Consider the following 23,430-nt stretch of genomic DNA (forward strand, 5'->3'; position numbering starts at 1 on the left):
CGCCCGCAGAGCGCCCCGCACGAGCGCCTGATCAGCTTCGTCACCGACCGCCCCGGGCATGACTGGCGCTACGCCATCGACGCCCGCAAGATGCGCGAACGCCTGAGCTGGGGACCGCAGGAGACCTTCGATACCGGTATCGTTAAAACCGTCGATTGGTATCTGATTTTAAGATAAACACAACAAAATAATATGGACATAAAGTAGATGGTTTTTGTATCTGCCTTGTATTGTTAGCTGCTATAAATTAACGAGAAGCACTGTTTTTTTAATAATTATATCTATTGCGTAGGTGATTACGTTGATTCTTTTGATTGCCATAATTGAATGTGTTGGTACTTTGTTTGTGCTAGCAGCTGTCCAAATAGCTGATGGTTTTGGTGTTGTATGCAGCAAACATAACTTTGTGTTGTTGAATTCGGTAAAGTGAATATATTTTTTGTGTGGCAATAAAAAATTTGTGAGTAATGCCATGAAATTAAAGTTTGATGAAGATCTTAAAGAATTTTTGAAAAAAGGAAGCACCGCTCTTTTTATTAAAGCTGTTTCTGCGGCGTTAGCCTTTTTTCTTAACGTTTATTTGGCTAGAAGTTTAGGTGCTGGGGACGCAGGAATATATTTTATATGCCTTAATACAGCATTGTTTTTGTCAACTTTCGCGAGGTGTGGGCTAGATACAACGATAATAAAGCTAGTCGCTTCTTATTCTTACAAGAATGACAAAGAAAGCATTGCATGTGTGTCAATCAAGTCATTAACCATGGTTTTTATAATTTGTGTTTTTTTTATTCTCGTTATTAATTTATTTAGCGATCAATTTTTGTCACTTATTTTTAATGAAAGCAAGAAGTACGTCTATGCTGTTTGTTGTTCTTTAATTATGATGGCATTGTCGTTTGTCAATATTTCTTCTAGTTTTCTTCGAGGCGTGCGAAGCATAACAAACTCATCTTTAGTTTTAAGCTTTTTGACCCCTGCATTTGCGCTGTTTTTTATGTTTTTTTCTGTGCCAATTTTCGGCGTAGTGGGTGCTTTATGGTCTTATTTTTTTGCGTCTTTATGTGCAGTAGGGTATGGGTTGTTTAAGTATGTTTATATTGTTGGTGTAGGTCGATTTCGGCTGCGTTATTTGAATAAAGTTGCAGGTTATGAAATTTTAAATCCAGCCAAAAAAGCATTCTTCATTTCTGTATCACAGGCATTATTAAACTCTGCTCCTGCTGTGTTGGCGGGAATGCTGACGTCACCTGTTGACACAGCAGTATTTTCAGTTGCTTTAAGAACTGCATTGTTGACAAGTTTTGTATATTTATCTGCAGAAACAATAATGGCACCAAAACTAGCAGCCTTGTTTGCGTCTGGAAATATAGAAAAAGCAAACAAATTTGCTAATAGAGCTTCCTTGGTTTTATCTTTTGTGAGCATGCCTGTTTTTTTAATTATAGTGATTTTTTCTAAATCAATTATGGGGATGTTTGGAAAAGATTTTTCTGACGGCTCTTTGCTGTTAATAATAATTTCATGTGGTCAATTTGTTAATTTTGCTACAGGGTTTTCGTCTTCCTATCTTTTTATGATCGGGGCTGAAACAATAGTAAGAAATGTTATGGTTTTGTCTGCGACTGTATTTTTTGTTTGTTCATTATTGATGGGGTATTGGTATGGGGTGCTTGGCATTGCGGTTTCTTTAGCAATTGTTATTGCAGGACAAAACATATACCTCAGCATTTATGCTTTTAAAAAATACGGTGTAATAACAGCACCTCTTTATATTAAAAACATAGGAAAGAAGAATAATGAAAAATAACTGGCTAGTGAGCAGCTTACTTTTATTTTTTATATTCCTTACATCTGTGTGGCCATTTTATATTGATTATCGTATCTTGAGTAATCTTGGGGTTAACCCTCAAAGAATAACCTGTTTTTTTGTTGTCTTAGTGTTTTTGTTTATGCTGTATTCTCCAAAAGTTAGAGGCAAAATTGAGTTTGTTTTTTCTGTAAAGAATGTGAGGATGTTTTTTATACTTATTAGTGGGTACGTTTTTTGGAGATTATTCGTTGGCTTTTATGTGTCTGATACTCTTTCTGTTTTTTTATCAATAAATGAAATATTCACTGTTTATTTTATTTTTTTGATTACTGTCTATTCCGCCGTAAGTAGTGATAATGCTAAAAATAGAATCATAAAAGTAATTTTTTATTCTTATCTATTGGTTTTGTTGTTTTCTTGGCTTGAATGGGCTTTGCAATATAATTTATTTTCTCAGTTCGCATCAAGTGAAAGTAAATCTGCTATTGGCGCAACTGTAGAAAAATTGCGTGGTGGCTTGTTGAGAGTAAAAGGGCCGTTTGAAAATACATTGACATTGATGCAATACGTAGTGTGTATTTTCCCGTTAAGTTTTTTCTATGTCAGAAATAGATCGAGTTTATTTAAAATGGCCTTTTTATTTTTTAGTATCGGAGTGGTTTTTTTGACTTTTTCAAGGATTGGAACATTGATTATTCTTATGCAGGTTTTTATGTGGAAATGGCTTGATATAGAAAAAAGCTTTGATAAATCAATGAGAATGCTAATTAATGTACTTAAAGTATTTATGGTTATCTCTGTTTTTATGTTTTTTGTATTTGGCGGTGGGGAGGACGAGTTTGGGGAGTATGAATTAGGGGCGGATGTTCAAGGAGGATTATTTTCTAGCTCGGAAAGAACAGGGCAGTTAATAAATGGTATTTCCGCAATTGTTGAAAACCCGATCGTTGGGTATGGTTTAGGAAATGCAGGAAAAGTAGTTAAAGACTTCAGCGATCAAGGGCACAGCTCTTATTCTGTTTATCATGAGGTTGTTGACAATAGAATATTATCTATTGCAATAGAATCCGGTGTTTTTTCGGCAATTTTGTTTTTATTGTTTTGGCTTTGGTTAATAGTTAAGATTTATAAGTCTATGCTATCGGAAATTAGTGTGGAGCGTTACATGTATGGAAAAGCTTTGTTTTTAAGTATATCCGCTGTCTTCGTTACATTTTTCTTTTTATCGATTTTCACGAACTATTCAATTATTTTTGTTGTTGCTGGTTTGTGTGTATTGCATTTAATGAACAAAAATGTTGTGCGACAATAGCAGCTGCCATACTTGTGTCTATCGAACGGGTTTTTTCTGACGGACCTTGATTAAGGGGTTTTGAATATGTGGAACATGCGAGTGGAAAAAAACTGGGCGCCTAATTTTATAGTTGTTGGCGCCCCTAAAGCAGGAACTACATCGCTATACTATTATCTAAAGCAGCATCCAGATGTGTTTCTTCCTGAAAAAAAAGAGTTACACTTTTTTTCTCACGAAGAAATATGCTTTTATACCGGTGGTCCAGGTGATGCTTTTATTGCAAGAGAAGTATGTAAATCGTGGATTGACTATGAACGGCATTTCAGAGGAGCTGAGAATTTTTCGGCTAGAGGAGATATTTCGCCGTCATATTTAATCCATTCGGATACGGCTGAAAGAATATTTAAATCATTAGGGAAAGTGAAAATCATTATTCTCCTGCGTGACCCAGTAGAAAAAATTATTTCACAATATACACACTTATGTGCATCAGGTAGAGAAACTCTTTTGTTGGAAGAGGCGTTAGAGGCTGAATCCGAGAGGTATAAAATGAATTGGGCAGATTTTTGGTGGTATAAAAAAAGTTCATTTTTAACTAATAACGCTGAAGTTTTTTTAAAAATTTTTGGTGCCGAAAATGTGATGTTTATTTCATCTGATGAATTCAAGATAAATACTAGGGACGTTTTGAGTAGGGTTGCGAATTTTATTAATATCAACGATAGTTTCGAGTTTGCACTTGAACAAACATTTAATGTTTCAGGTATGCCGAAGTCAAAAATTATGGCATCCATTTTTGTGAAACCAAACTTGTTTACTAGTACATTAAGACGGTTTATCCCATCAAGAATAGGTGCTCCGGTTAGAAGATTTATCATTTCATTAAATAAAGGTGGAAAGCCCGTTGTTAATGAGAAAACAAAAGAAAAGCTAAATGAAATTTTTTACGAAGAGAAAAAAAGGATAAAAAAAATGACAAATTTTTATTTTTGATTAATGGCTTAAATTCATGCGGATCTTCTTTGTGGCTATATCGATTGACAGAGCCGAAAAAGAAAATGTGATTATTAATGCTCTTTGTCAAAAAAATGAAAAACTGCTTAATGATTAAGTGAGTTAATGGGTGAATTTGAATGACAGTTGATGTTTTGAGTGTAATAATATGTTTTCACATAGCAGGTTTAAAGTAGTGTCAGCAAAAAATATTTTTTTTATTATTTTTGTTTTTTTTAACTTAGGCTTTTTTGGAGTGACATTAGCAAATGAAAAGAACAATATTCCTGTTGTTAAAGGGTTTAATGTTGGGGCCTTTGTTACATCAGGCGATATAGAGTTTTTGAAGTCTCAGGGAGTAAAATTTATTCGATTAAATTTAAGCAAGAAGCCAGTTGCTTTTAAGCAATATCCGTACTCAATTGACGATGACGCAGTTAGTAATATTGATAGAATAGTTGAGTTATGTAAAAAAAATAATATTCGGATTATCCTTGATCCTCATACATTTCCAGGAACTAAGGAAGTGTCTTTTACTAGGGCAGATGATGAAATTTGGAAAAATTATAAATTTCATAAAATTGTTTTAAATATATGGGCCTATCTTGCAAATAGATATAAAGAGGAGTCGACAATTTTTGCTTTTGATATATTTAATGAACCCACAGTTGAAGATTTAACCCTTGAGCAAGGCCCTGGTAGTTGGAATGAGCTGGTTGGGAAAATTATATCAACAATACGTTCAGTTACAAAAGATAAATATATTATTGTTGAACCAGCGGCTGGAAGAGTATCTATTTTTAAACGTATGGATAGAGTTAATGGTGTGAAGTATTTGAAATTACCGGATGCTAATAAAATAATATTAGGTATACATATGTATGCGCCAATCCTTTTTACGCATCAAGGCGTTCGTGGGCGAGCGGTGGGGGTGTTGTATCCAGGATGGATAAATGGACATTTTTATGACAAAAAAATTCTAAAAGAATATTTGGCAGAAGTTGAAGTGTTTTCTCGCAAAAATAATGTTAATGTATTGGTCACAGAGTTTAGTGCATCTCGATATGGTGAATCTGCTGCAGATAAATATGTTTTTGATTTAATTGACATATTTAATGAATACAAATGGGGTTGGATATATCATTCGTTTAGGTTGGCTCCGGAGTGGAATGCTGAGTTATCTGATAAAGATTCTTTTCCACCTGAAAGATGGAAGTTTTTGATTCGTGAACTGGACAAGAAGTAATAGCGTATTTAAGTGTATTTTTTATTGAGACAGGTTGCTGATTATGAGTGATATTAGTGCTTATTTAGATAAGACATGCGCTGTAATTTTGAATTGGAATGCATATTTAGAGACTATAGAATGCATAGAAAATGTAGTCGGCGCGTATAGTGGGCTTTCTATTATTGTTATAGATAATTTTTCTAGTGACAACTCATTGCATGAAATTAAGGAGCACTTGAGTCTTTTGGCAGTTAACTCTGGTGCGTTGTTTTTTTGTGTGGATGAAAATGATTTTGGTCGTGCTGTAAATGAAATTAATGCGGTGAATAGTTGCTGTTTTATCTTAGTTAAAGCTCATGAGAATTATGGATTTGCTGGGGGTAATAATCGTGGCTTATCAGTAGGCATGAAAATAAAAAAATTTGATTATTTTTGGATGTTAAATAATGATGCAAGGATAAACCATAATTCTCTTCCTGAATTGTTAAAAGTTTTTTGCGGTAGCAATAGTGTTGGGTTTGTTGGTTCTGTTTTGTGTGATTATTATCACCATGACGTGATTCAATGTTTTGGTGGTGGGAATATTTATAAATGGATTGGTAAGCGTAAATTGTATTTAAAAGGGGAGAAAGTATCATATTTATCTACTGTTGCCGCTGCTACTCCTGATTATTTAATGGGGGCTAGCTTGTTGGTGAAAAAAAGAGTGTTAGAAACTGTAGGCTTGATGGATGAATTTTATTTTATGTATGCGGAAGAGCTGGATTGGCAGCTAAGGGCTAAAAAAAATGGATGGCATATATCTGTCGCTCCCGGCAGTATTGTGTACCATAAAGGTGCTGTAAGCACTAAAGGACGCAGTTATCTTTATCATTATTATTTAAACAGATCGTCTATAATTTTCACAAGGCGTTTTTATAGTTATAGTGTACTGGTTTCTGTTTTGATGTTTTTGCCGTTGGTGAATACATTTAAGCTTATAAAGGAGCCTAAAAATTTAGCATATGCTATGAAAGGAATAGTTGATGGTCTTTTTTTTAAATACCCATCGCTTTTTTAATGGAGTGGCTTAAATGAAGAGAAAAAAAATATTAGCTGTTTCGTCTGGTGGCGGACATTGGATTCAGTTAAGCAAAATAAATAAAGCTTTTGAGAGTCATAATGTTGTGTATGTCACTGTGTATGGCGGTAATAGAATGGGAGATGCAAAAACATATTTTGTGCAAGACGCAAATCTTACTACAAAAGTTAAAGCCGCTGTTTTAGCTATTCAGATTCTATTTATTGTTTTGAAAGAGCGCCCAGACTTTGTCATTTCTACTGGAGCAGCGCCTGGTTATTTCGCTGCTTTGTTCGGTAAAAAAATTTTAAAATGTAAAGTGCTTTGGATTGATAGCATTGCTAATGCTGAGGTGCTTTCTAAATCAGGGGAAATGGTTCGTGGTATTGCAGACGTTGTTTTAACGCAATGGGCTCATGTTGCAGAGAGAACTGGTGTTTTATTTAAAGGCAGTATTTTATGAAAATATTTGCTACAGTTGGAACGCAAGGTCATTTTGATCGGCTGATTTGTGCTCTTGATAATTGGGTGGTTGGGAAAAGCGATGTCTCTGTAATTGCTCAAATTGGAAAAGGGGCAAGAAGACCAAAAAATATTAATTTTTTTGAAACAATAGAGCAGTCAATGTTTTTTAATTTTGTGAAAGATGCTGATGTCGTCGTATCTCACGCTGGTATGGGAACAATTATTACCGCTATAGAATTAGAAAAAAAATTGTTGTGATGCCGCGGCTTTTTAAAAATGCTGAACATCGCAATGATCACCAAGTAGATACGGCACGTCATTTGTCAGAAAAGGCTAATATCGTTGTTGCTTATGATGAAAGTCAGCTTGTGAAGATTTTGGACGAATTGTCTAACTATAATAAAATTAATTATTGTTTTGTTAGTAAAGATAGAGAGAGACTGATTTCCTTTATCCGGGATTTTGTGAACTTGTAATTTCAAGGATTGATTTTGGCGTGTGGCTAAAAATATTTCAATCTAATAAATGATTTGAGGTTCGTTAATAATTATCATGTTTTTGTGGATCAATAATGTTTGGTCGAATTGTAAGTTATGGAACTGTGCATAAGTTAATTTAATGCGAGTGTTGTGAAGTCGGGTATTGTATTGGTTTTAAACGTTTGTGTGATTGTGCATAAAATGATGGCTATAGTGTGATACACATCACATCTCGATAGAGTACACTATTACTTCACGGAAGTCGTTTTTTGAGGCGTGCTTCTGGCTCTTATAAGGTTATCAATCGCTTATTCTGTGAAATGACACGCAAGTAACGGTTGATCAGGGAATTTTATTGCACGGCAGAACAGCATGAAAAAAGGATTCCTCTACGAACACTCGGTCGCGATTGGGTTATTGATGCGGGTATTCGATTTATTTGCGATTGTTGGCGCGGCATTGCTCACCTATTGGATGCATTTCGATACGTGGGAACCACCGAGTAATTACGTCCGCGCGGTAATTATTGGCGTATTGTTGTCATTGATGGCTTTCGATCAGATGCAGGTGTATCGCGCGTGGCGCGGTACCTCAATCGCCTCGGAAGTGCGAACTCTCGGTTTGGCATGGACATTGACCTATATTCTCTTATCCGCGGTGTTGGTGCTAACTGAGCAACATGAGGAGTTTGCGAGGCGCTGGCTTATCAGTTGGTACGGAGCTGGGTTGCTTTTCTTTATAGCGTTTCGCTCAAGTTTGCGCCATTCTTTGCGCTTTTTGCGTTCTGGCGGACGTAATACCCGACGTGTCGTTGTTGCCATTGTTGGTGACCTTGGTTTTCAAGTGATCCAGCAATTGCAGGAAGCTCGTTGGACTGGACTTATCGTCGTAGGGTACTTCGAGGATCGCTCGGAGGAGCGGGTCGGTGATATTTACGGTGTTCCTAGGCTCGGCAATCTTGAAGATATGGCCGCTTTCGTCGAGGCGGGACACACAGACCAAGTTTGGTTGACTCTGCCATTTCGGGCAGAGGAACGTATGCGGCAGATTTTGGTTTCGCTTCGACACTGTACGGCAGATATCCGTATGGTACCGGATATCTTCGGGTTTAGTTTGCTGAATCATTCACTGGGTGAAGTGGCTGGTATTCCGGTAATCAATCTATCATCGACACCTATGGTAGGCGTTAATCGGGTTGTCAAGGCAATTGAAGACCGTGTTATCGCTAGTATTATTCTTTTGCTGATTAGCCCTTTGATGATTTGTGTTGCGCTGGGGATCAAACTGACTTCAGCTGGCCCGGTATTTTTCCGCCAGGAACGGTTGGGATACGACGGTAGAGTATTCCGTGTCTGGAAATTTCGCAGTATGAAAGTGCACCAGGAGCGGGAGGGGAAAGTGACGCAAGCCAAGAAAAACGATTCGCGAATCACTCCGTTCGGTGCATTTCTGCGTCGTACCAGCTTGGATGAACTACCTCAATTCTTCAACGTGCTTGATGGCAGTATGTCGATCGTCGGACCACGTCCACATGCGGTTGCTCATAACGAGGAATACAAGGATCTGGTTGATCGTTATATGCGCCGGCATAAAGTCAAGCCGGGCATAACAGGTTGGGCGCAGGTTAATGGGTTTCGTGGAGAAACGGATACGCTTGAGAAGATGGAGAAGCGTGTCGAGTATGATCTTTATTACATTGAGCATTGGTCGCTATTGTTTGATCTGAAAATTATTTTCATGACGATTTTTAAAGGTTTTGTTAATCCAAACGCTTATTGATGGGGTAGGCAGTGTCGTGCTTTTATTTGCGAATGTTCGCGCAGCGACGTTTACGGTGGCAGTGATCAATGCTTGATCCCGCCATCTTTACGTGCGCACACTCAAGGTCTTGAGTCATCAACCGGGAGTCATAGCACGTGAACGCACCGCTGCCTGTATCCCCCTCGCGACATCATGCCCAGACGCTACGTGCACTCCTTGAGCGGCCTGGACGCCCAGTAATCATTGGCGTAGCGGGTGATAGTGGCGCTGGTAAGACAACTTATACCAATGGTTTGAGACGCATGCTCGGCGATGACATCGTTGGCATGATCCCGATGGACGGCTATCACAAAGAGGATCGGGCCACACGCAGACGTAGTGGCCGCTCGCCGCTTGATCCGGATGCCAATCACTTGTCATTGCTGCGTGAGCATCTTGAGGCTTTGCGGCGCGGTGAGGTCGTGCACATTCCAGGCTATGACCATGTGAGTGGCACGCTGACGAGTCCGAAACCATTTGCGCCGAGACCGATTCTCGTGCTTGAGGGCTTGCACGCGCTGTATCCGGAGTTTGCTCCACTCCTTGATTACCGGGTGTTTGTCGATCCTGCCCGCGAGATCAAACTGCGCTGGAAAATTGCCCGGGATACTCAATATCGAGGTCACGCAGTGCAGCCTTTGGCGGATGAGATTCGACGCCGTGAAGCGGAGTTTCGCCGCTGGATCGAATTTCAGAAGACCGATGCTAATGTGGTTATCAAAATCAACAAGAGCAAGTTGCGTTTGCTGGCCAGTGATGAGTATTGGGACACTCCTCCGGATGGCTGTTTCCATGTTGAGTTGATTTTTCAGCCTACGCACACACCATTGCCACCTTTGCGCTTGTCATTCAGTCTTGCCCGTATGCTGGGTGAGGATCCATTGCCTTTCGCTCTGGCTGTGGTGCCTCGTTCGTATTGGGGTAGACAGGCGAATTCGATTCATCTCGATGGCTTGATGCCACCCCGGGTCGTCAGTGTATTGCAGCGGCAAATCGAACGTTTTACCGGGATCGAGGTTGGCGAGGCGCGCACGGCGGGTGCGCTCAAGCATGAGAGGATGCCGGCGATCGCTTTCACTCAGCTGTTGGTGACTTGGCCAATTCTTGAGCACATCGCTCATATCTTGCAGACACGTAACTGAGGCTCGTCTACGTCGCTTCGGGGATTTTCTCGCCTGATGCAGGCTTGTTATGATGGGTGCACACTAAACTAAAAAAGTAGCAAGCCAATGAGGCTTCGCTGCGGTGTGCTGCAGTCATGGCAACGCAATAAAGCGCTGTCAGCATGCGCGCCGTGCAGAGGAGGGGATCAGTACATGCACGAAGATATTCGGGAAGTCGTCCGCCAAGCTGAGCGGCGTGTTGGCGGTGAGCTTAGTGAAGCACAGTTTATGCAGTGCCTGGTCGCAGAGCGGGCTTTGAGCATGCGTGAGGTGGCCATGCTGTGGCATGGATATCGTGCTCGTAAGGCACGCATGGCATGCATGACCATGCAAGGTTGAGGGGCTGCGCGTCCTTCGTTTGCGCATGCATATAGATTGAGTGAACGGTCCCGCGGTTGTGTTGCGGGACCGTTTGTTTTTCGCGCTTAAGTTGGTTAGCTGTGCGGGCCGGTTAACGCCGAGAGGTTGCAGGGTATCTTATCGGGTCATTCTCTTTGGGGACTAGGCGGCGTCAGCAAACTGTGTTTCAAAACTTGCAGCGAAGGTGTCTAGCTCGCCAGCAGGCAGTTCGTTGATGCCTGCTGCGGTACGGCGCCCACCGCCAGTCGGGAAGCGGAGGCAAAATTCATCGGCAGCGACCCGGCTGTTGGCGGGGACGCGCAGACTCACGGTGTAACTGCCGTTGGCACGGGGCGACAGCAGGGCAATCGCGCTGCTGGGCTTCTCATGCATCAGTTCATTGGCGAGCACGCCGATGACCCGTCGTGCCCATGCGGCGTCAGGCAGTACCAACAGAAGCGCTCCGGGAACTTCGCGTAGTGGCGACAGCTCACGCGCAAGGCTCATGTCGGCTTCGTAGCCGGCGAACAGTTGTGCACAGACAGCCGACTCGCGTGCAAAGTCCAGCGGATCGGCGTAGGGCAGCATGCCAGCAGCCAGTTCCACCGGATCGAAATGTAGATCGGGGATGGATTCGCCGTAGGCGTTGTAGTTGAGGCAAATACCAAGGCGCTCCAGCGTAGCGATGGTGTCAGCACTGTAGCCAGCCTGTTGCGCTAACGCGTGTGCCACTTTCGGCAGACTGTCGCCAAACGCAGCGGTAATCGCCCAGGCGTGGTAGCGTCCGCCGAGGAAACGGTCGACCAGCAGACTGGTGCAAACTTGAGGCGAAGTGTCGATATAGGACGTGAAATGTGCATGCGTCGGCAGTTCACCGGCATGGTGGTGGTCGAAGTAACGTACCGGAATGCCTGTATCGAGCAGCCGCAACAAGCCCTCGCGATTGCTGTCGAGGGAGACGTCGAGGGCAGTCACTTCATCGCCTGGCTGGGCATTGATACGGCTGAGCAGCTTGATGTCACGTTTAACGCCGGTAATGAGGATGGCATCCTGAGGCCGCTCGGCGAGACGTAACTGCTGCAGCGCACATAAACCGTCGGCATCACCGTTGTAGGCAAAAAACTGGGGCATTCCGCACTCCCTGTCAGCGTTGGCTTTAAAGCCCATATCTTAACCGGCTGGCTGTACGTTTAGTGGGGGCGCTCGGCGTCCAGCCAGCTCTGACGTTTACGGTAAATGGTCGAGGCGCTGATGCCGAGCAGTGCTGCTGCTCGCGGGATGTTGCCGTCACAGGCGGCGATGGCTTCCTCGATCGATTCGCGTTCGACGAGCTCCAGTGGGCGGATGTGCCAGGTTGAGGCATCGTGTGCCAGCGTGTCGTTTGCGGGCATGTCGTCCACTGTGCCGAGATGTGCCGATGTGCGATTCGCATCTTCATTACCGGGTATGGTGCGGACAGCAGTGGTGGGTGCGAGTCGATTGAGCGGTGCAGGCAGCATGCGCGGCAGCACGATTTCACCGTCGTTGAGAACGACGATGTTGCGCACGACGTTCTGCAGCTCGCGGACATTGCCTGGCCAGTCATATGCGAGCAGGACACCTTCGGTGTCCGTGGCGAAGTGGCGGAAGGCGCGGCCTTCCTCGTGGGCATAGGCGCGCAGAAAATGCAGGGCGATCGCCAGTACGTCGTCCTCGCGATCACGCAACGGTGGCAGGTGCAGCGGGATGACATGCAGGCGGTAGAAAAGGTCTTCGCGAAAACGGCCTTCCTCGACCTCGTGGCGCGGATCGCGGTTGGTCGCGCAGACGAAGCGCACATCGACTTTTTCCAGCCTGCCGGAACCGACGGCCTGGAAGCTGCCGCTCTGCACGAAGCGCAGCAGTTTGGTCTGCAGCTCCGGGCTCATCTCGCAGACTTCATCGAGGAATAGCGTGCCGCCATCGGCCAGTGCCGCAGCGCCACGGCGCTCACTGGTCGCGCCGGTGAAGGCGCCGCGGACATGGCCAAAAATCTCGCTTTCCATCAGATCGCGGGGGATTGCGGCGCAGTTCAGCGCGATGAACGGCCCGGTGGCGCGCTTGCTGCGACGGTGGATGGCCTCAGCGCAGATTTCCTTGCCGGTGCCGCTTTCTCCGGTGATGAATACCGTGGCACGACTGGGGGCTGCACAGTCGATGATGTGGTAGACCGCCTGCATTGGCAGCGAGCCACCGATGAAATCGCAATAGCGCTCGCGGGCGCCGTCACGCAGTGTGGCCACGAGGTTGTCGAGGCGCTGGTGCTCCAGAGCGTTGCGTACGGTCAGTCGCAGACGATCGGCATCGAACTGATTTTTGACGAGGTAATCGTAAGCGCCGGCGCGCATGGCATCGACCACTTTGGTGATCGAATCGTTGGCACTGATGATGACCACGCAGATCGGCAGCGCATGCGTGACGATGTACTCAAGAATCGAAAGCCCGTCCATGTCCGGCAGATTGAGGTCGAGCAGCAGCGCGTTCGGCGTTTCTTGCTCGATCAGCGCCAAGGCCTCGCCACCCGTTCCGGCGACACTGACGCAGCAGGGTTCGCGGCGCAGGTAGCCCACGTAGACTTCCGCCATTGAGCGGCTGTCCTCGACGATGAGGACCCGGGGCTGTTGATTCGCGACGAGGGACTCCGCCCTGGCTGACATCGGCAATTCCTCGGCTGATGGCGGAGCGGGTCCGCGGATGTTTCCTGCACACTTTAATGCGAGCGGCAGGCCGAGGAGAACCGCCACTGCTGGTGGGTGTCCCGATTACCTTTAAAGTCAGGCACCGCCCAGCGCTTCGAGTATCACCAGCGTGCTGCGGCCTGCGCCGAGCAGCTCATTGGCGAGCTGCTCACAGGACAGGCTGGGGTCGAAGGCCGTGTCGTCAGGCTCCGCCAGACACAGCACGATGCGTTCACCGGGTGCCGGCCGCAAGGTGGTGCCGTGCGTTTCGCGCAGCCCGTTGAGCTTGCCGTCGCCGTCACCGACACGTGCCCAGCCGGTGGCGCCGCTGCCGGCCAGATCGAGGCGGCCGTCGCGTCCGGTCAAGGCTAGCAGCAGGTCGATCTGTTGTCCGCCGAGCACGCAATCCGACCACAGTTGCGCGCGTAGGATCTCGACCAGCGTTGCAGCATCACCGCCCAGCGACAGCTGCGCGGCGAGACCGGCCAGATAGGCCGCCTGCAACGCCGCAGCCGAGTGTGCTGCGCGGCTGTGAATGCGCCCGAGCAGCAACATGCCGCCCGATGGTTCGCGGCGGTGGACGACGATGTCGAGATTGTCATGCCCGATGGCATGCAGCGTCACGGCAAAGCTGCCGAGGCGCGGTGGCAGGCGCGGGCGCAAGGTATCGGCGAGCTGGGTGGCGAGATCGTCGGCGAGCCGCTCGCGCACGACACGATGGCGCGCCAGGACGCGGTGAATCGTAGTGCGCAGCGCGCGTTTGCGCAGCGGTTTGAGCAACAGGTCATCGATGCCGAGGCTGACGGCGACGCCCTGCAGCTTTTCGTCCTCGACGCCGGTCATGAAGATGAACGGCAGCAGTTCGTGTGCCCCGCGTGCGCTGAGCTGGCGGTGAAAGCACAAACCGTCGGTGCCCGGCATATAGATGTCGCAGAGCACCAGATCGACCGGGCGGCGTGTCAGTTCGCCGAGGGCAACGTCGGCGCTGGCACAGGTGACAATCTCGAACTCGTCCTGCAGGTAACTGCGGATGAGTTCACGCTGGCTGCTGTCATCATCGAGAACGAGCACCCGTGGCTTGCTGCGTACCAGGGCAGACGGGGGCGTTTCGTCTCCAGCGGCCTCAGGGCTGCTTCCATTCGTGAGTGGAGGAACGATCGCGCTGAACATATGGCTTCCGAGGTCATGAACCGAATGAGGCGCACACAGCCCGCGTGCGGGGCGACGGATATGTGTTGGACAGAACGATATGCCAAGCGTCGCCTGATGGGGGGAAAAAGACTGTGTCGGCGCACGGACTTGCGACGCTCTGTGTGACGTAGACCACGTCGCACGATCACGCTCTGAATCCGTGCCCGCTGGCGCATCAATGGGTTGACGTAAGCCGCCGTCCCGCAAGCATAGCGGAGGCGAAACAGTCGCTCACATCACGGCTGGATAATAGGGTCAGCGCGGGAACAGGCGGTCGAGTTCGTCGAGTGCCGGTCGGGCGATCGAGCGAATGCTTTGGGCCAGCTCGCGAGCGGTGGCCCGGTCATTTTCACGACAGGCATCGTTGAGACGGCGCGCATGCGATTGCAGCTGTTTGGCACCGAAGGTGCCGGCACTGCTTTTGAGGGTGTGCGCTTCGCGCTGCAGGCGTACCCAGTCTTCACTGGCGAGCGCGGTATCGATGGCGTCGAGTCGCCCGCGAGCCTCATCAACGAACAGGTTGACGATGCGTGTGAGTACTTCACGATCGGTATCGGCTTCGAGCTGATCGAGCACAGCAGGATCGACGACCGGCGCCAGCGCCGTCGGGGCGGGTGTCGAGGGGGGGGCTTCCGTTGCCGGGGCACTGGCGGCCGTTTGTGCCAGCCAGCGATCGAGGGTCGCCAGCATCTGCATGCGGTCGATCGGTTTCGTCAGGTAGTCATCCATGCCAGCGGCCAGGCAGCGTTCGCGGTCGCCCGGCAGCGCATTGGCGGTCATCGCAATGATCGGCAGATCGCGCTCGGCGCCCGACAGATGGCGAATCTCGGCGGTTGCCTCGAAACCGTCCATTTCCGGCATCGCCAGATCCATCAGCACCAGGTCGTAGGGCAGCGTGCGTACCGCGTGCACGGCCTCGATGCCATTACCGACGGCGTCGACCTGATAACCGGCCTTTTTCAGCATGGCAATGGCGACGGTCTGGTTCACCTGACTGTCTTCGACCAGCAGGATGCGGCCGTTGCGTTTGGCCGGCGTTGGCGTTGGCGTCGACGGCGGGCGCACCTCGCGCTCGCGCTCCTCGCGCAGACGGATTTCCTCGGCGTCGCTGGCTCCGATCGCCGCGCATAGCCAGCGGTACAGACTCTGCTGGCGCACCGGCTTGGTCAGCGAGGCGTGGAAGCCCATGCGGCGCACGCGCTGGGCGATCGACGGCGAGCCCATGATCGCCATCAGGATCAGCGCCGTGTCGGCCAGCGCCGGCTCGCGCAGGATCGCCTGGCCGAGCTCCTCGCCGCGCATGTCCGCCAGCCACTGGTCGATCAGCGCCACCGCGAACGGTTCACCGGCCGTGCGCGCATCGCGCAGGGCGTCGAGTGCGGCCATGCCGTTGGCGACACTGCTGACTCTGAGCCCCCAGCCCTGCAGTTCCAGCTCGCGTGTGCGGCGCGACACCGGGTTGTCCTCGACGATCAGCACCCGGATGCCGGCCAGCACCTTGAGGTCCAGTGCCGCCTGCGCCGGATCGCCGCCGGCGAGTGCGCACTCGATCGTGAACCAGAACACCGAGCCCTGGCCCGGCGTACTGGTGAAGCCGATCTCGCCGCCCATCAGCTCGACCAGTCGTCGCGAGATAGCCAGGCCGAGACCGGTGCCGCCGTACTTGCGCGAATGCGAGGGATCGGTCTGCGAGAATTTCTCGAACAGTTTCGGTTGCGCTTCACGCGGGATGCCGATGCCGGTGTCCTGAATCTCGACGCGCAGGCGAAAGTGCCCGGCGGTCGCAGTGCTGTCGCGCATCACGTGCATCGTCACGCCGCCCTTGCGGGTGAACTTCACGGCATTGCCGGCGAGATTGAGCAGGATCTGGCGCAGGCGGCCGGCGTCGGCAGACAGTCGCTGCGGCAGGCCGTTCTCGATCCAGGTCGAAATCTCGATGTGCTTACCGTGCGCGCGCGGAGCCAGCAGCTCGGCGACGCCCTCGACCAGCGGCACCAGATCGAACTCGGTGCTTTCCAGATCGAGGCGGCCGGCCTCGATCTTCGAGAAGTCGAGGATGTCGTTGATGATCGTCAGCAGTGCCTTGCCCGACTCGCTGGCGGTTTCGGCGAAGTTGCGCTGCTCCTCGGACAGCGGCGTGTCGAGCAGCAGCGTCAGCGTGCCGAGCACGGCGTTCATCGGCGTGCGGATCTCGTGGCTCATCGTCGCCAGGAATTCCGATTTGGCGCGGTTGGCCGCCTCGGCCTGCTCGCTGGCCACGCGCAGCGCCTCTTCGGCCTCGCGCCGCTCGGTGATGTCGCGCACGAAGGCGGTGAACAGCGTCTCGTCGCCGCTGATCGTCGAGCTGACGGCAATCTCGGCGGCGAACTCGCTGCCGTCGGCGCGCATCGCCTGCACCTCGACACGGCGGCCGATGATGCGTTTTTCGCCGTATTCGAGGTAGCGGGCCATGCCGCGTTCATGTTCGGCGCGCAGACGTGGCGGAATCAGATGCTGCGCCATCGGCTGGCCGAGCACATCCTGACGGGCGTAACCGAACATGTGTTCGGCGGCCGGGTTGAATTCGAGGATGCTGCCGTCCTGGTCGGTCATGATGATCGCGTCGAGCGCCGAAGCGAGCATCGCCGACTTCAGCCCCTCGCTCTCGTGCAGCTGCGCCGCCGCGCGCTTGCGCGCCGAAATATCGCGCAGGATCACCGCGTAATAGGTCTGGCGGTTGTGCACGAAGCCGCAGACCGACAGCTCGACGGCGGTGCGTGAGCCGTCCTTGCGGCGCACGTCGAGTTCGCGCACCTGCTCGGCGGCATCGCTGGTCAGTGTGCGCAGCGGGTCGTCACCGAGGCGCAGCAGTTCCTGCGCCGGCAACAGCACGCGCAGGTTGCGACCGATCAGCTCATCCGCGGTGTAGGCGGAGAGGCGCTCGGCGGCCGGGTTGAAGCGCACGATGGCGCCTTCGGCGTCGAGTGTGAGGATCGCCTCGCTGGCGGCGGCGACGATTGCCGCATCGAGCCGCGGGTTGGCCTCACCGATGCCGGTTTCCTCGGTGGCCGGTTCGCCAGACCCGAGGAAACCGAACAGGCGGCCGGTCAGCGAGCGCGGTTCCTTCTCTTTCATGATGCGGCCGCGCGCGGGCGCAGGGCAGCGGAGCGGGCTGGCATGTGGATTTCAGATGACATGCTGTTCCTGCAAGGCGGCAATGGCGGCGGTGTCCAGTCCGAGCTCACGCAGCACGGCCTGGCTGTGTTCACCGTCGCGTGGCGGTACCTGATTGATCTTGAAATCATAATCGCTGAAATGCACGGGGAACGCTGTGACGGTGATCTCGCCGCCCTGCGGGTGCGGGCAGGCTGCGAAGACGCCGCGCGCGCGCAACTGCGGGTCGGTAAGGGCGCCAGCGACATCCAGCACCGGTGTGACGCAGGCGTCGACCGCGGCAAAGCGCTCACTCCAGTAGCGCTGCGGCTGACTGGCGAACACCGCTGCCAGTTCAGCCCGCACACGCTCGCCTGCGTGCCCCGTCGCGGTGTGGCCCGGCAGCAGATCGGGGCGTTCCAGCGTGGCACACAGGGCTGCCCAGAATTTTGCTTCCAGCGCACCGACCGCCATGTAGCGGCCGTCGGCGCAGGCGTAGACACCGTAGCAGGGCAGGCCGCCGGTGAGGAAATCGGCCCCGCGTGCCGCACTGGCACCCGCCGCCTGCAGCGTCATCAGCGGGAACAGGTGGTGGGCGGCAGCGACGTCGGTCATCGCCACATCGACGTAGCGGCCCTCGCCGCGCAGGCGGGCATCGAGCAGCGCGGCGAGGATGCCGGTGACGGCGCCGAGCGTGCCGCCGAGCAGATCACCGATCTGCAGCGAGGGGATCGCCGGCGGCCCGCCGGCCGCGCCGGTCTGATCGAGGATGCCGGCGGTGCCGACGTAATTGAGGTCATGGCCGGCGCGGTCGCGGTACGGCCCGTCCTGACCGTAGCCGGTGATGGCGCAGTAAACGATGCGCGGGTTGATCTCGCGCACCTGCGCATAGCCGATGCCGAGGCGCTCGACGACGCCGGGTCGAAAGCCCTCGACGATGACGTCGGCCGTTGCTGCGAGGCGCAGGAACAGTTCGCGTCCGGCGGCCTGCTTGAGGTCGAGTGTCAGGCTGCGCTTGTTGCGGTTGGCGAGCAGGAACAGGTAGCTGAGCTCGCCGGCCATCGGCCCCAGCGTGCGGCCGTAATCACCGCCACCCGGGGCCTCGATCTTGATGACGTCGGCACCGAGATCACCGAGGTGCTGCGTGGCCAGCGGTCCCGGCAGCAGCTGCGTCAGGTCGAGAACACGGATGCCGTGCAGCGGGGGCAGGCGCTGGCTCATGGACAGTGCTCCGGTGTCGGCGTCGTGAACAGCGCGGCGAAGCGCGCGGCGGCGGCGCGTACGTCCGGTTCGCCGAACACGGCGCTGATTACGGCCAGCATGTCGACACCGGCGGCGAGCAGCGGCGCGGCGTTGTCGGCACGGATGCCGCCGATGGCAACGATCGGGCAGCGGAATTCAGCGCGCGCAGCGCGCAGCAGTTCAAGGCTGGCCCGTACGGCCTGCGGCTTGATGGCGGTCGGATAGACCGCGCCGAAGGCGATGTAGTCGGCGCCGCCGGCCACCGCGGCGCGGGCGCGTTCGAGTTCGTCGTAACAGGACACGCCGATGATCGCTCGCGCGCCGAGGGTGGCGCGGGCCGCGCTCAGGGCGCCGTCCTCACGACCGATGTGTACGCCGGCGGCGCCGATGCGCGCGGCCAGAGCAAGGTCATCATTGATGATCAGCGGTACGCCGCGAGCCTGGCAGGCGGTATTGAGCGCGCGTGCCAGATGTTCGCGCAGCGCGGCGTCGGGGCGCTTGTCGCGGTACTGGATGCAGCGTGCGCCGCCGTCGATCGCTGCTTCGACGCTGGCGAGTAGCGCCGAATCGGCGATCAGCGTGCTGTCGGTGATGGCGTACAGGCCACGCAGCCGCGGGGCATCAGTCATCGTCGGCGTCACCCTGCTCGTTATCGTCGGCCCAGAACAGGCGGTTGGGCATGTGCTGGCCGGCGCCGATGCGATAGCCGCCGCGCAGCGCCTCCCAGGTGTATTCCTGCGCCTGGTAGATCGCCGAGAGCACCTCCTGCCCCTGTGCCAGCAGACCGGCAAGCGCTGCCGCCAGCGTGCAGCCGGAGCCGTGATAGCTGTGCGGCAGGCGCTCCCAGGTGTAGGACTCAAGCAGGCGGTGATTGGCGTAGAGCGTGTTGACGACGCGCGGTGTGTTTTCGTGCGTGCCGGTGATCAGCACGTACTCGCAGTCCTGCGCCAGCAGTGCCATCGCGCAGGCGTCGAGGGTGTCGGCCTCCGGTGCCAGGCGGCGCGCCTCGACGCTGTTCGGGGTCAGCACGGTGACGTGCGGCAGCAGCGTGCGGATGGTTTCACTCATGTGCACGCTGTCGAAATCATGCCCGCCGCCGGCGGCGAGCACCGGATCGAGGATCACCGGAATGTGCGGGTAGTCCTCGAACAGCACTTCGAGCACTTCGGCGATGCCCGGCGAGCCGATCAGCCCGACTTTGAACGCCGCAACCGGAATGTCGGCGAGCACCGCGCGCGCCTGGGCGTAGACCAGGTCGGGATCGAGCGGAATCAGCTGGTAGACGTCACGGCTGTCCTGCACCGTCAGTGCGGTAATCACCGGCGCGGCGTGGCAGCCCATGCTGGCGATGCCTTCGATGTCGGCCTGAATCCCGGCGCCGCCGCTGGGGTCGTTGCCGGCCAGCGTCATCACGACGGGAACGGGATAGCTCTGGCTCATGACGCGGCCTCCTGCGTGTGCGCCCGACGGCGCGGTGGCCGTGGTAGCGGCACGATAACCGATCGTTCAGGAACCGGCGAGCTGCCGTCCGTGCTCAGATCTTGCCGGCCTGCTGGGCGATGAAGGCCGTCTTCGCCGACAATTCGAGCGAGCAGGTCCATTTGTAGGCGAGGTTGACGGTCTCGGCGGCGGCGAACACGCCGTGACCGCGGACCACGGCGATCGGTACCTCGGCCAGCACCTCGGCAACGCGCTCGGCGGCGGTCTCTTTATAGGCTTCGAAGGGGATGGTGATCACCGGCACGCGGCCGAAGTGATACTGGCCTTCGAAATCGGCGGGCACGAACTCTTCGTTGTCCATCGTCATCGCCACGGTGTACGGCCCGTGGCTGTGCAGAATGGCACGCATGCGCGGATTGGCGGCATAGACCGCGACGTGCAGACGGGCATCGAAGGAGGCGCCGCGGCCGATCTGCGCATCGCTGCAGGCAATCAGGTCGCCACTGGTCAGCGTGTCGGCGCAGCAGCCGGTCGGCGTGACCCAGACGGTATCGCCGTCGAGGATCGAGGCATTGCCGCTGTGTGAATCGTTGAGGCCATAGACGCGCAGCCAGTGATAGTGGCGCACCAGTTCGTCTTTGATGTTCATCGGGAAAGTTTCCGCGAGGCGAATGACGGGAATGCGGATGGGGCCGCGGCGGCGCGCCGCCGGCCGGTCGCAGTGGGGCGCTATGGTGCTGGAAAAGCCGGAGCGGCGAAAGTTTGCCGGCACCGGGGGCCTTTGTTGCTGCGCCCGGGCCATGCTGTCGTTGCACTGTCACCGTGCAGTCCTCGTCGCCCGGGTATCATGTAGCGATGCGCTATCCCCGTTTTCCGATCATTGCCGGCGACGTGGCCGCACGGCAGGTGTCGTCGTCATGAAAGGGCGCCGCCGCTGGCTGCGCCTGCTCTGCCTGCTGTGTTTGCTGCCGCTGCTGCTGGTGCTGTGGCTGATGACGCGCATCGTCGTGTTTGCCGACAACCATGACGACGATCCGGCCGATGCGGCGCTGGTGCTCGGTGCCGCCGCCTGGTACACGCGCCCCTCGCCGGTGTTCGAAGAGCGCATCCGCCACGCGATCACGCTTTATCGCGCCGGGCGCGTGCGCATGATCGTGTTCACCGGCGGTCGCGGTCGCGGTGATACCCGCAGCGAAGCGAGCGTTGCCAAAAACTACGCGCTGCGCCAGGGCGTTCCAGATGCGGCGATTCTCACCGAAAGCGAATCGCATTCGACCTGGGGCAACCTGTCGAAGGCCAAGATCCTGCTCGACCGCTACGCGCTGCGCCGCGTGCTGGTGGTTTCCGATCCGCTGCATATGCGCCGGGCGATCACCATGGCGCGCGACCTCGGCATCGATGCCTGGCCGGCACCGACGCCGACCTCGCGCTTTCAGAGCCTCGGCGCGCAGTTTGAGCTGCTGCTGAGAGAGACCTACAACTACGCCCGCTACAAGTTCGGCCGCCATTTCATCGATTTCGACGAAATCGAGGACGGCTGGTCGTGAGCCGCCGCCTGCGCGGCGAGCTGCTGGCGCTGCCGGCCGGCACGCCGCAGAGCGGGCCGCTGCATCGACAGGTGTATGCGCATATCCGGGCGGCCATCCTCAGCGGCCGTTTCGCTCCCGGCACGCGGCTGCCGGCGACGCGCACGCTGGCCGCGGAACTCGGCGTTGCCCGCAATACCGTGCTCACCGCCTTCGAGCAGCTCGCCGCCGAAGGCTACCTGCAGGCGCGGGTCGGCAGCGGCACGTTCGTCGCCGGCGAACTGCCGGGGCCGCTGGGTGCCACCGCCCGGGTCGACGCCGCCGTACCCGCGCCGGCGGCGCTGTCGCAGCGTGGCGCGCGGCTGCTGGCGCTGCGGCCGCCGCTCGGGGGGACACCGGCGCGGGCGTTCGCCGTCGGTGTTCCGGCGACTGATGCCTTTCCGCTGGCGCTGTGGCAGCGCCTGCTCGCCGCACGGGGCCGCGAGCGCGGCCTGCTCGACTATGCCGCGGCGCAGGGCCATGCGCCTTTGCGCATCGCCATCGCCCGCCATCTGACCGCGGCGCGCGGGGTGGTCTGTGCGCCGGAGCAGGTCATCGTGCTGGCGGCGACGCAGCAGGGGCTCGATCTGATCGCGCGCGTGCTGGCCGATTCCGGCGACGTCGCCTGGCTGGAAGAGCCGGGTTATCGCAGCGTGTGCCAGGCCTGGCGCGGGCAGGGGCTGCGGGTCGAACCGGTGGCGGTCGATGCCGAGGGGCTGAACTGGCAGGCTGCCACGCATCCGCCGCCGCGGCTGATCTACGTGACGCCCTCGCACCAATTCCCGAGCGGGGTGGTGATGAGCCTGCCGCGGCGGCTGGCGCTGCTCGAACGCGCCGTGCAGGACGGCGCCTGGATCGTCGAGGACGACTACGACAGCGAATTTCGCTACGCCGGCCGGCCGCTGGCGGCACTGCAGGGGCTCGATGGCGGCCAGCGCGTGCTCTACCTGGGCACCTTCGCCAAGTCGCTGTTCCCCGGTTTGCGGCTGGCCTGGCTGGTGGTGCCGCCGGCGCTGGTCGAGGCCTTCGTCGTTGCCCGCCGCCTGCTCGACTACCACTCGCCGCCGCTGCTGCAGGCGGTGACTGCCGACTTCATTGACCAGGGCCATTTCGCCGCGCATATCCGCCGCATGCGCGGACTCTATGCCGAACGTCAGGCGGCGCTGCTGGAGGCCGCCCGCCGCGAGCTCGCCGGCGCCATCGAACTGACGCCGGCCGATACCGGCCTGCATCTGCTTGGCCGGCTGCAGCACGGCCGGGCGCGGCACCTGTCGGCACGGGCGGCGGTGGCCGGCATCGCGCTGCAGGCGCTCGATGAGTTCCACATCGGGCCGTGCCGGCGCGAGGGGCTGTTGTTCGGCTATGCCGCCACGCCGCCGGAGGCGATGCACAGCGCCGTGCAGCAGCTGGCCGCGCTGATCGACTGAACGCCGGTCGATCATTGGTTCTGTCAAGTTGCCGTGAATGGCTCTTTTATGGGGGCCAATGCTGCCCGAAGCTCGGTGCTTCTGATGACGAACCCGAGGTGAACCC

The 23,430-nt window shown here is 54.2% G+C and carries 20 protein-coding genes and 1 pseudogene; 13 read left to right on the plus strand and 8 right to left on the minus strand.

Going from position 1 to position 23,430, the window contains the following annotated elements:
- The 11 genes and pseudogenes from C7443_RS18980 to C7443_RS19030 all read left to right on the plus strand — a co-directional run.
- Nucleotides 1-177 (plus strand): annotated as a pseudogene (locus C7443_RS18980) (GDP-mannose 4,6-dehydratase); the annotation flags it as partial.
- 295 nt (nucleotides 178-472) lie between these two features.
- Nucleotides 473-1,807 carry an oligosaccharide flippase family protein gene (locus tag C7443_RS18985; RefSeq protein ID WP_110020520.1) on the plus strand — a complete coding sequence of 445 codons (1,335 nt, stop codon included), beginning with the start codon at nucleotides 473-475 and terminating at the stop codon, nucleotides 1,805-1,807.
- A complete protein-coding gene (locus C7443_RS18990) occupies nucleotides 1,797-3,122 on the plus strand; it encodes an O-antigen ligase family protein (RefSeq protein ID WP_110020522.1) in 1,326 nt (441 codons plus the stop codon). Before C7443_RS18985 ends, C7443_RS18990 begins: the two co-directional genes overlap by 11 nt.
- Nucleotides 3,123-3,203: 81 nt before the next feature.
- Complete coding sequence (locus tag C7443_RS18995; protein WP_170123697.1) at nucleotides 3,204-4,097, plus strand: sulfotransferase family protein; 894 nt, start codon at nucleotides 3,204-3,206, stop codon at nucleotides 4,095-4,097.
- 196 nt (nucleotides 4,098-4,293) lie between these two features.
- Nucleotides 4,294-5,343 carry a glycoside hydrolase family 5 protein gene (locus C7443_RS19000; RefSeq protein ID WP_170123698.1) on the plus strand — a complete coding sequence of 350 codons (1,050 nt, stop codon included), beginning with the start codon at nucleotides 4,294-4,296 and terminating at the stop codon, nucleotides 5,341-5,343.
- Between the two features lie 43 nt (nucleotides 5,344-5,386).
- The gene (locus tag C7443_RS19005; protein WP_146213350.1) at nucleotides 5,387-6,385 is read left to right on the plus strand and encodes a glycosyltransferase family 2 protein; all 999 of its coding nucleotides are present in this window, start codon (nucleotides 5,387-5,389) and stop codon (nucleotides 6,383-6,385) included.
- A 13-nt stretch (nucleotides 6,386-6,398) separates the two neighbouring features.
- Nucleotides 6,399-6,848: a glycosyltransferase family protein gene (locus C7443_RS19010; protein WP_110020529.1), complete on the plus strand. Its 450-nt coding sequence runs from the start codon at nucleotides 6,399-6,401 to the stop codon at nucleotides 6,846-6,848.
- Nucleotides 6,845-7,108, plus strand: coding sequence for a glycosyltransferase (locus C7443_RS19015; protein ID WP_110020531.1), 264 nt, complete (start codon nucleotides 6,845-6,847; stop codon nucleotides 7,106-7,108). The genes C7443_RS19010 and C7443_RS19015 overlap by 4 nt, the downstream gene beginning before the upstream one ends.
- Nucleotides 7,109-7,701: 593 nt before the next feature.
- The gene (locus tag C7443_RS19020; protein WP_110020532.1) at nucleotides 7,702-9,108 is read left to right on the plus strand and encodes an undecaprenyl-phosphate glucose phosphotransferase; all 1,407 of its coding nucleotides are present in this window, start codon (nucleotides 7,702-7,704) and stop codon (nucleotides 9,106-9,108) included.
- A gap of 137 nt (nucleotides 9,109-9,245) precedes the next feature.
- Nucleotides 9,246-10,271, plus strand: a complete 1,026-nt coding sequence (locus C7443_RS19025; protein ID WP_110020534.1) for a phosphoribulokinase — start codon at nucleotides 9,246-9,248, stop codon at nucleotides 10,269-10,271.
- 174 nt (nucleotides 10,272-10,445) lie between these two features.
- Complete coding sequence (locus C7443_RS19030; RefSeq protein ID WP_110020536.1) at nucleotides 10,446-10,631, plus strand: hypothetical protein; 186 nt, start codon at nucleotides 10,446-10,448, stop codon at nucleotides 10,629-10,631.
- Nucleotides 10,632-10,793: 162 nt separating this feature from the next.
- Here the strand turns inward: C7443_RS19030 and C7443_RS19035 are convergent, their stop codons facing one another.
- The 8 genes from C7443_RS19035 to C7443_RS19070 form a co-directional block, all read right to left on the minus strand.
- Nucleotides 10,794-11,762, minus strand: a complete 969-nt coding sequence (locus C7443_RS19035; protein ID WP_110020538.1) for a DHH family phosphoesterase — start codon at nucleotides 11,760-11,762, stop codon at nucleotides 10,794-10,796.
- 59 nt (nucleotides 11,763-11,821) lie between these two features.
- Nucleotides 11,822-13,306 carry a sigma-54-dependent transcriptional regulator gene (locus tag C7443_RS19040; RefSeq protein ID WP_110020540.1) on the minus strand — a complete coding sequence of 495 codons (1,485 nt, stop codon included), beginning with the start codon at nucleotides 13,304-13,306 and terminating at the stop codon, nucleotides 11,822-11,824.
- Nucleotides 13,307-13,423: 117 nt separating this feature from the next.
- Nucleotides 13,424-14,398: a response regulator gene (locus C7443_RS19045; protein ID WP_170123699.1), complete on the minus strand. Its 975-nt coding sequence runs from the start codon at nucleotides 14,396-14,398 to the stop codon at nucleotides 13,424-13,426.
- Between the two features lie 375 nt (nucleotides 14,399-14,773).
- Nucleotides 14,774-17,632 carry a hybrid sensor histidine kinase/response regulator gene (locus C7443_RS19050; RefSeq protein ID WP_110020544.1) on the minus strand — a complete coding sequence of 953 codons (2,859 nt, stop codon included), beginning with the start codon at nucleotides 17,630-17,632 and terminating at the stop codon, nucleotides 14,774-14,776.
- A gap of 51 nt (nucleotides 17,633-17,683) precedes the next feature.
- Nucleotides 17,684-18,871: a CaiB/BaiF CoA transferase family protein gene (locus C7443_RS19055; protein WP_110020545.1), complete on the minus strand. Its 1,188-nt coding sequence runs from the start codon at nucleotides 18,869-18,871 to the stop codon at nucleotides 17,684-17,686.
- Nucleotides 18,868-19,521, minus strand: a complete 654-nt coding sequence (gene thiE, locus C7443_RS19060) for a thiamine phosphate synthase (protein ID WP_110020563.1) — start codon at nucleotides 19,519-19,521, stop codon at nucleotides 18,868-18,870. The genes C7443_RS19055 and thiE overlap by 4 nt, the downstream gene beginning before the upstream one ends.
- The gene (gene thiD / locus C7443_RS19065) at nucleotides 19,514-20,332 is read right to left on the minus strand and encodes a bifunctional hydroxymethylpyrimidine kinase/phosphomethylpyrimidine kinase (protein WP_110020547.1); all 819 of its coding nucleotides are present in this window, start codon (nucleotides 20,330-20,332) and stop codon (nucleotides 19,514-19,516) included. The genes thiE and thiD overlap by 8 nt, the downstream gene beginning before the upstream one ends.
- A 94-nt stretch (nucleotides 20,333-20,426) precedes the next feature.
- Nucleotides 20,427-20,981, minus strand: coding sequence for a class II aldolase/adducin family protein (locus C7443_RS19070; RefSeq protein ID WP_110020549.1), 555 nt, complete (start codon nucleotides 20,979-20,981; stop codon nucleotides 20,427-20,429).
- 268 nt (nucleotides 20,982-21,249) lie between these two features.
- Here C7443_RS19070 and C7443_RS19075 point away from each other — a divergent pair, with 268 nt between their 5' ends.
- Together C7443_RS19075 and pdxR are read left to right on the plus strand one after the other, a co-directional pair.
- The gene (locus C7443_RS19075; protein WP_170123700.1) at nucleotides 21,250-21,879 is read left to right on the plus strand and encodes a YdcF family protein; all 630 of its coding nucleotides are present in this window, start codon (nucleotides 21,250-21,252) and stop codon (nucleotides 21,877-21,879) included.
- Nucleotides 21,876-23,324 carry a MocR-like pyridoxine biosynthesis transcription factor PdxR gene (gene pdxR, locus C7443_RS19080; protein ID WP_246004725.1) on the plus strand — a complete coding sequence of 483 codons (1,449 nt, stop codon included), beginning with the start codon at nucleotides 21,876-21,878 and terminating at the stop codon, nucleotides 23,322-23,324. The genes C7443_RS19075 and pdxR overlap by 4 nt, the downstream gene beginning before the upstream one ends.
- Nucleotides 23,325-23,430 lie beyond the last annotated feature (106 nt).

Source organism: Plasticicumulans acidivorans, from assembly GCF_003182095.1.
Taxonomy (GTDB): Bacteria; Pseudomonadota; Gammaproteobacteria; order Competibacterales; family Competibacteraceae; genus Plasticicumulans; species Plasticicumulans acidivorans.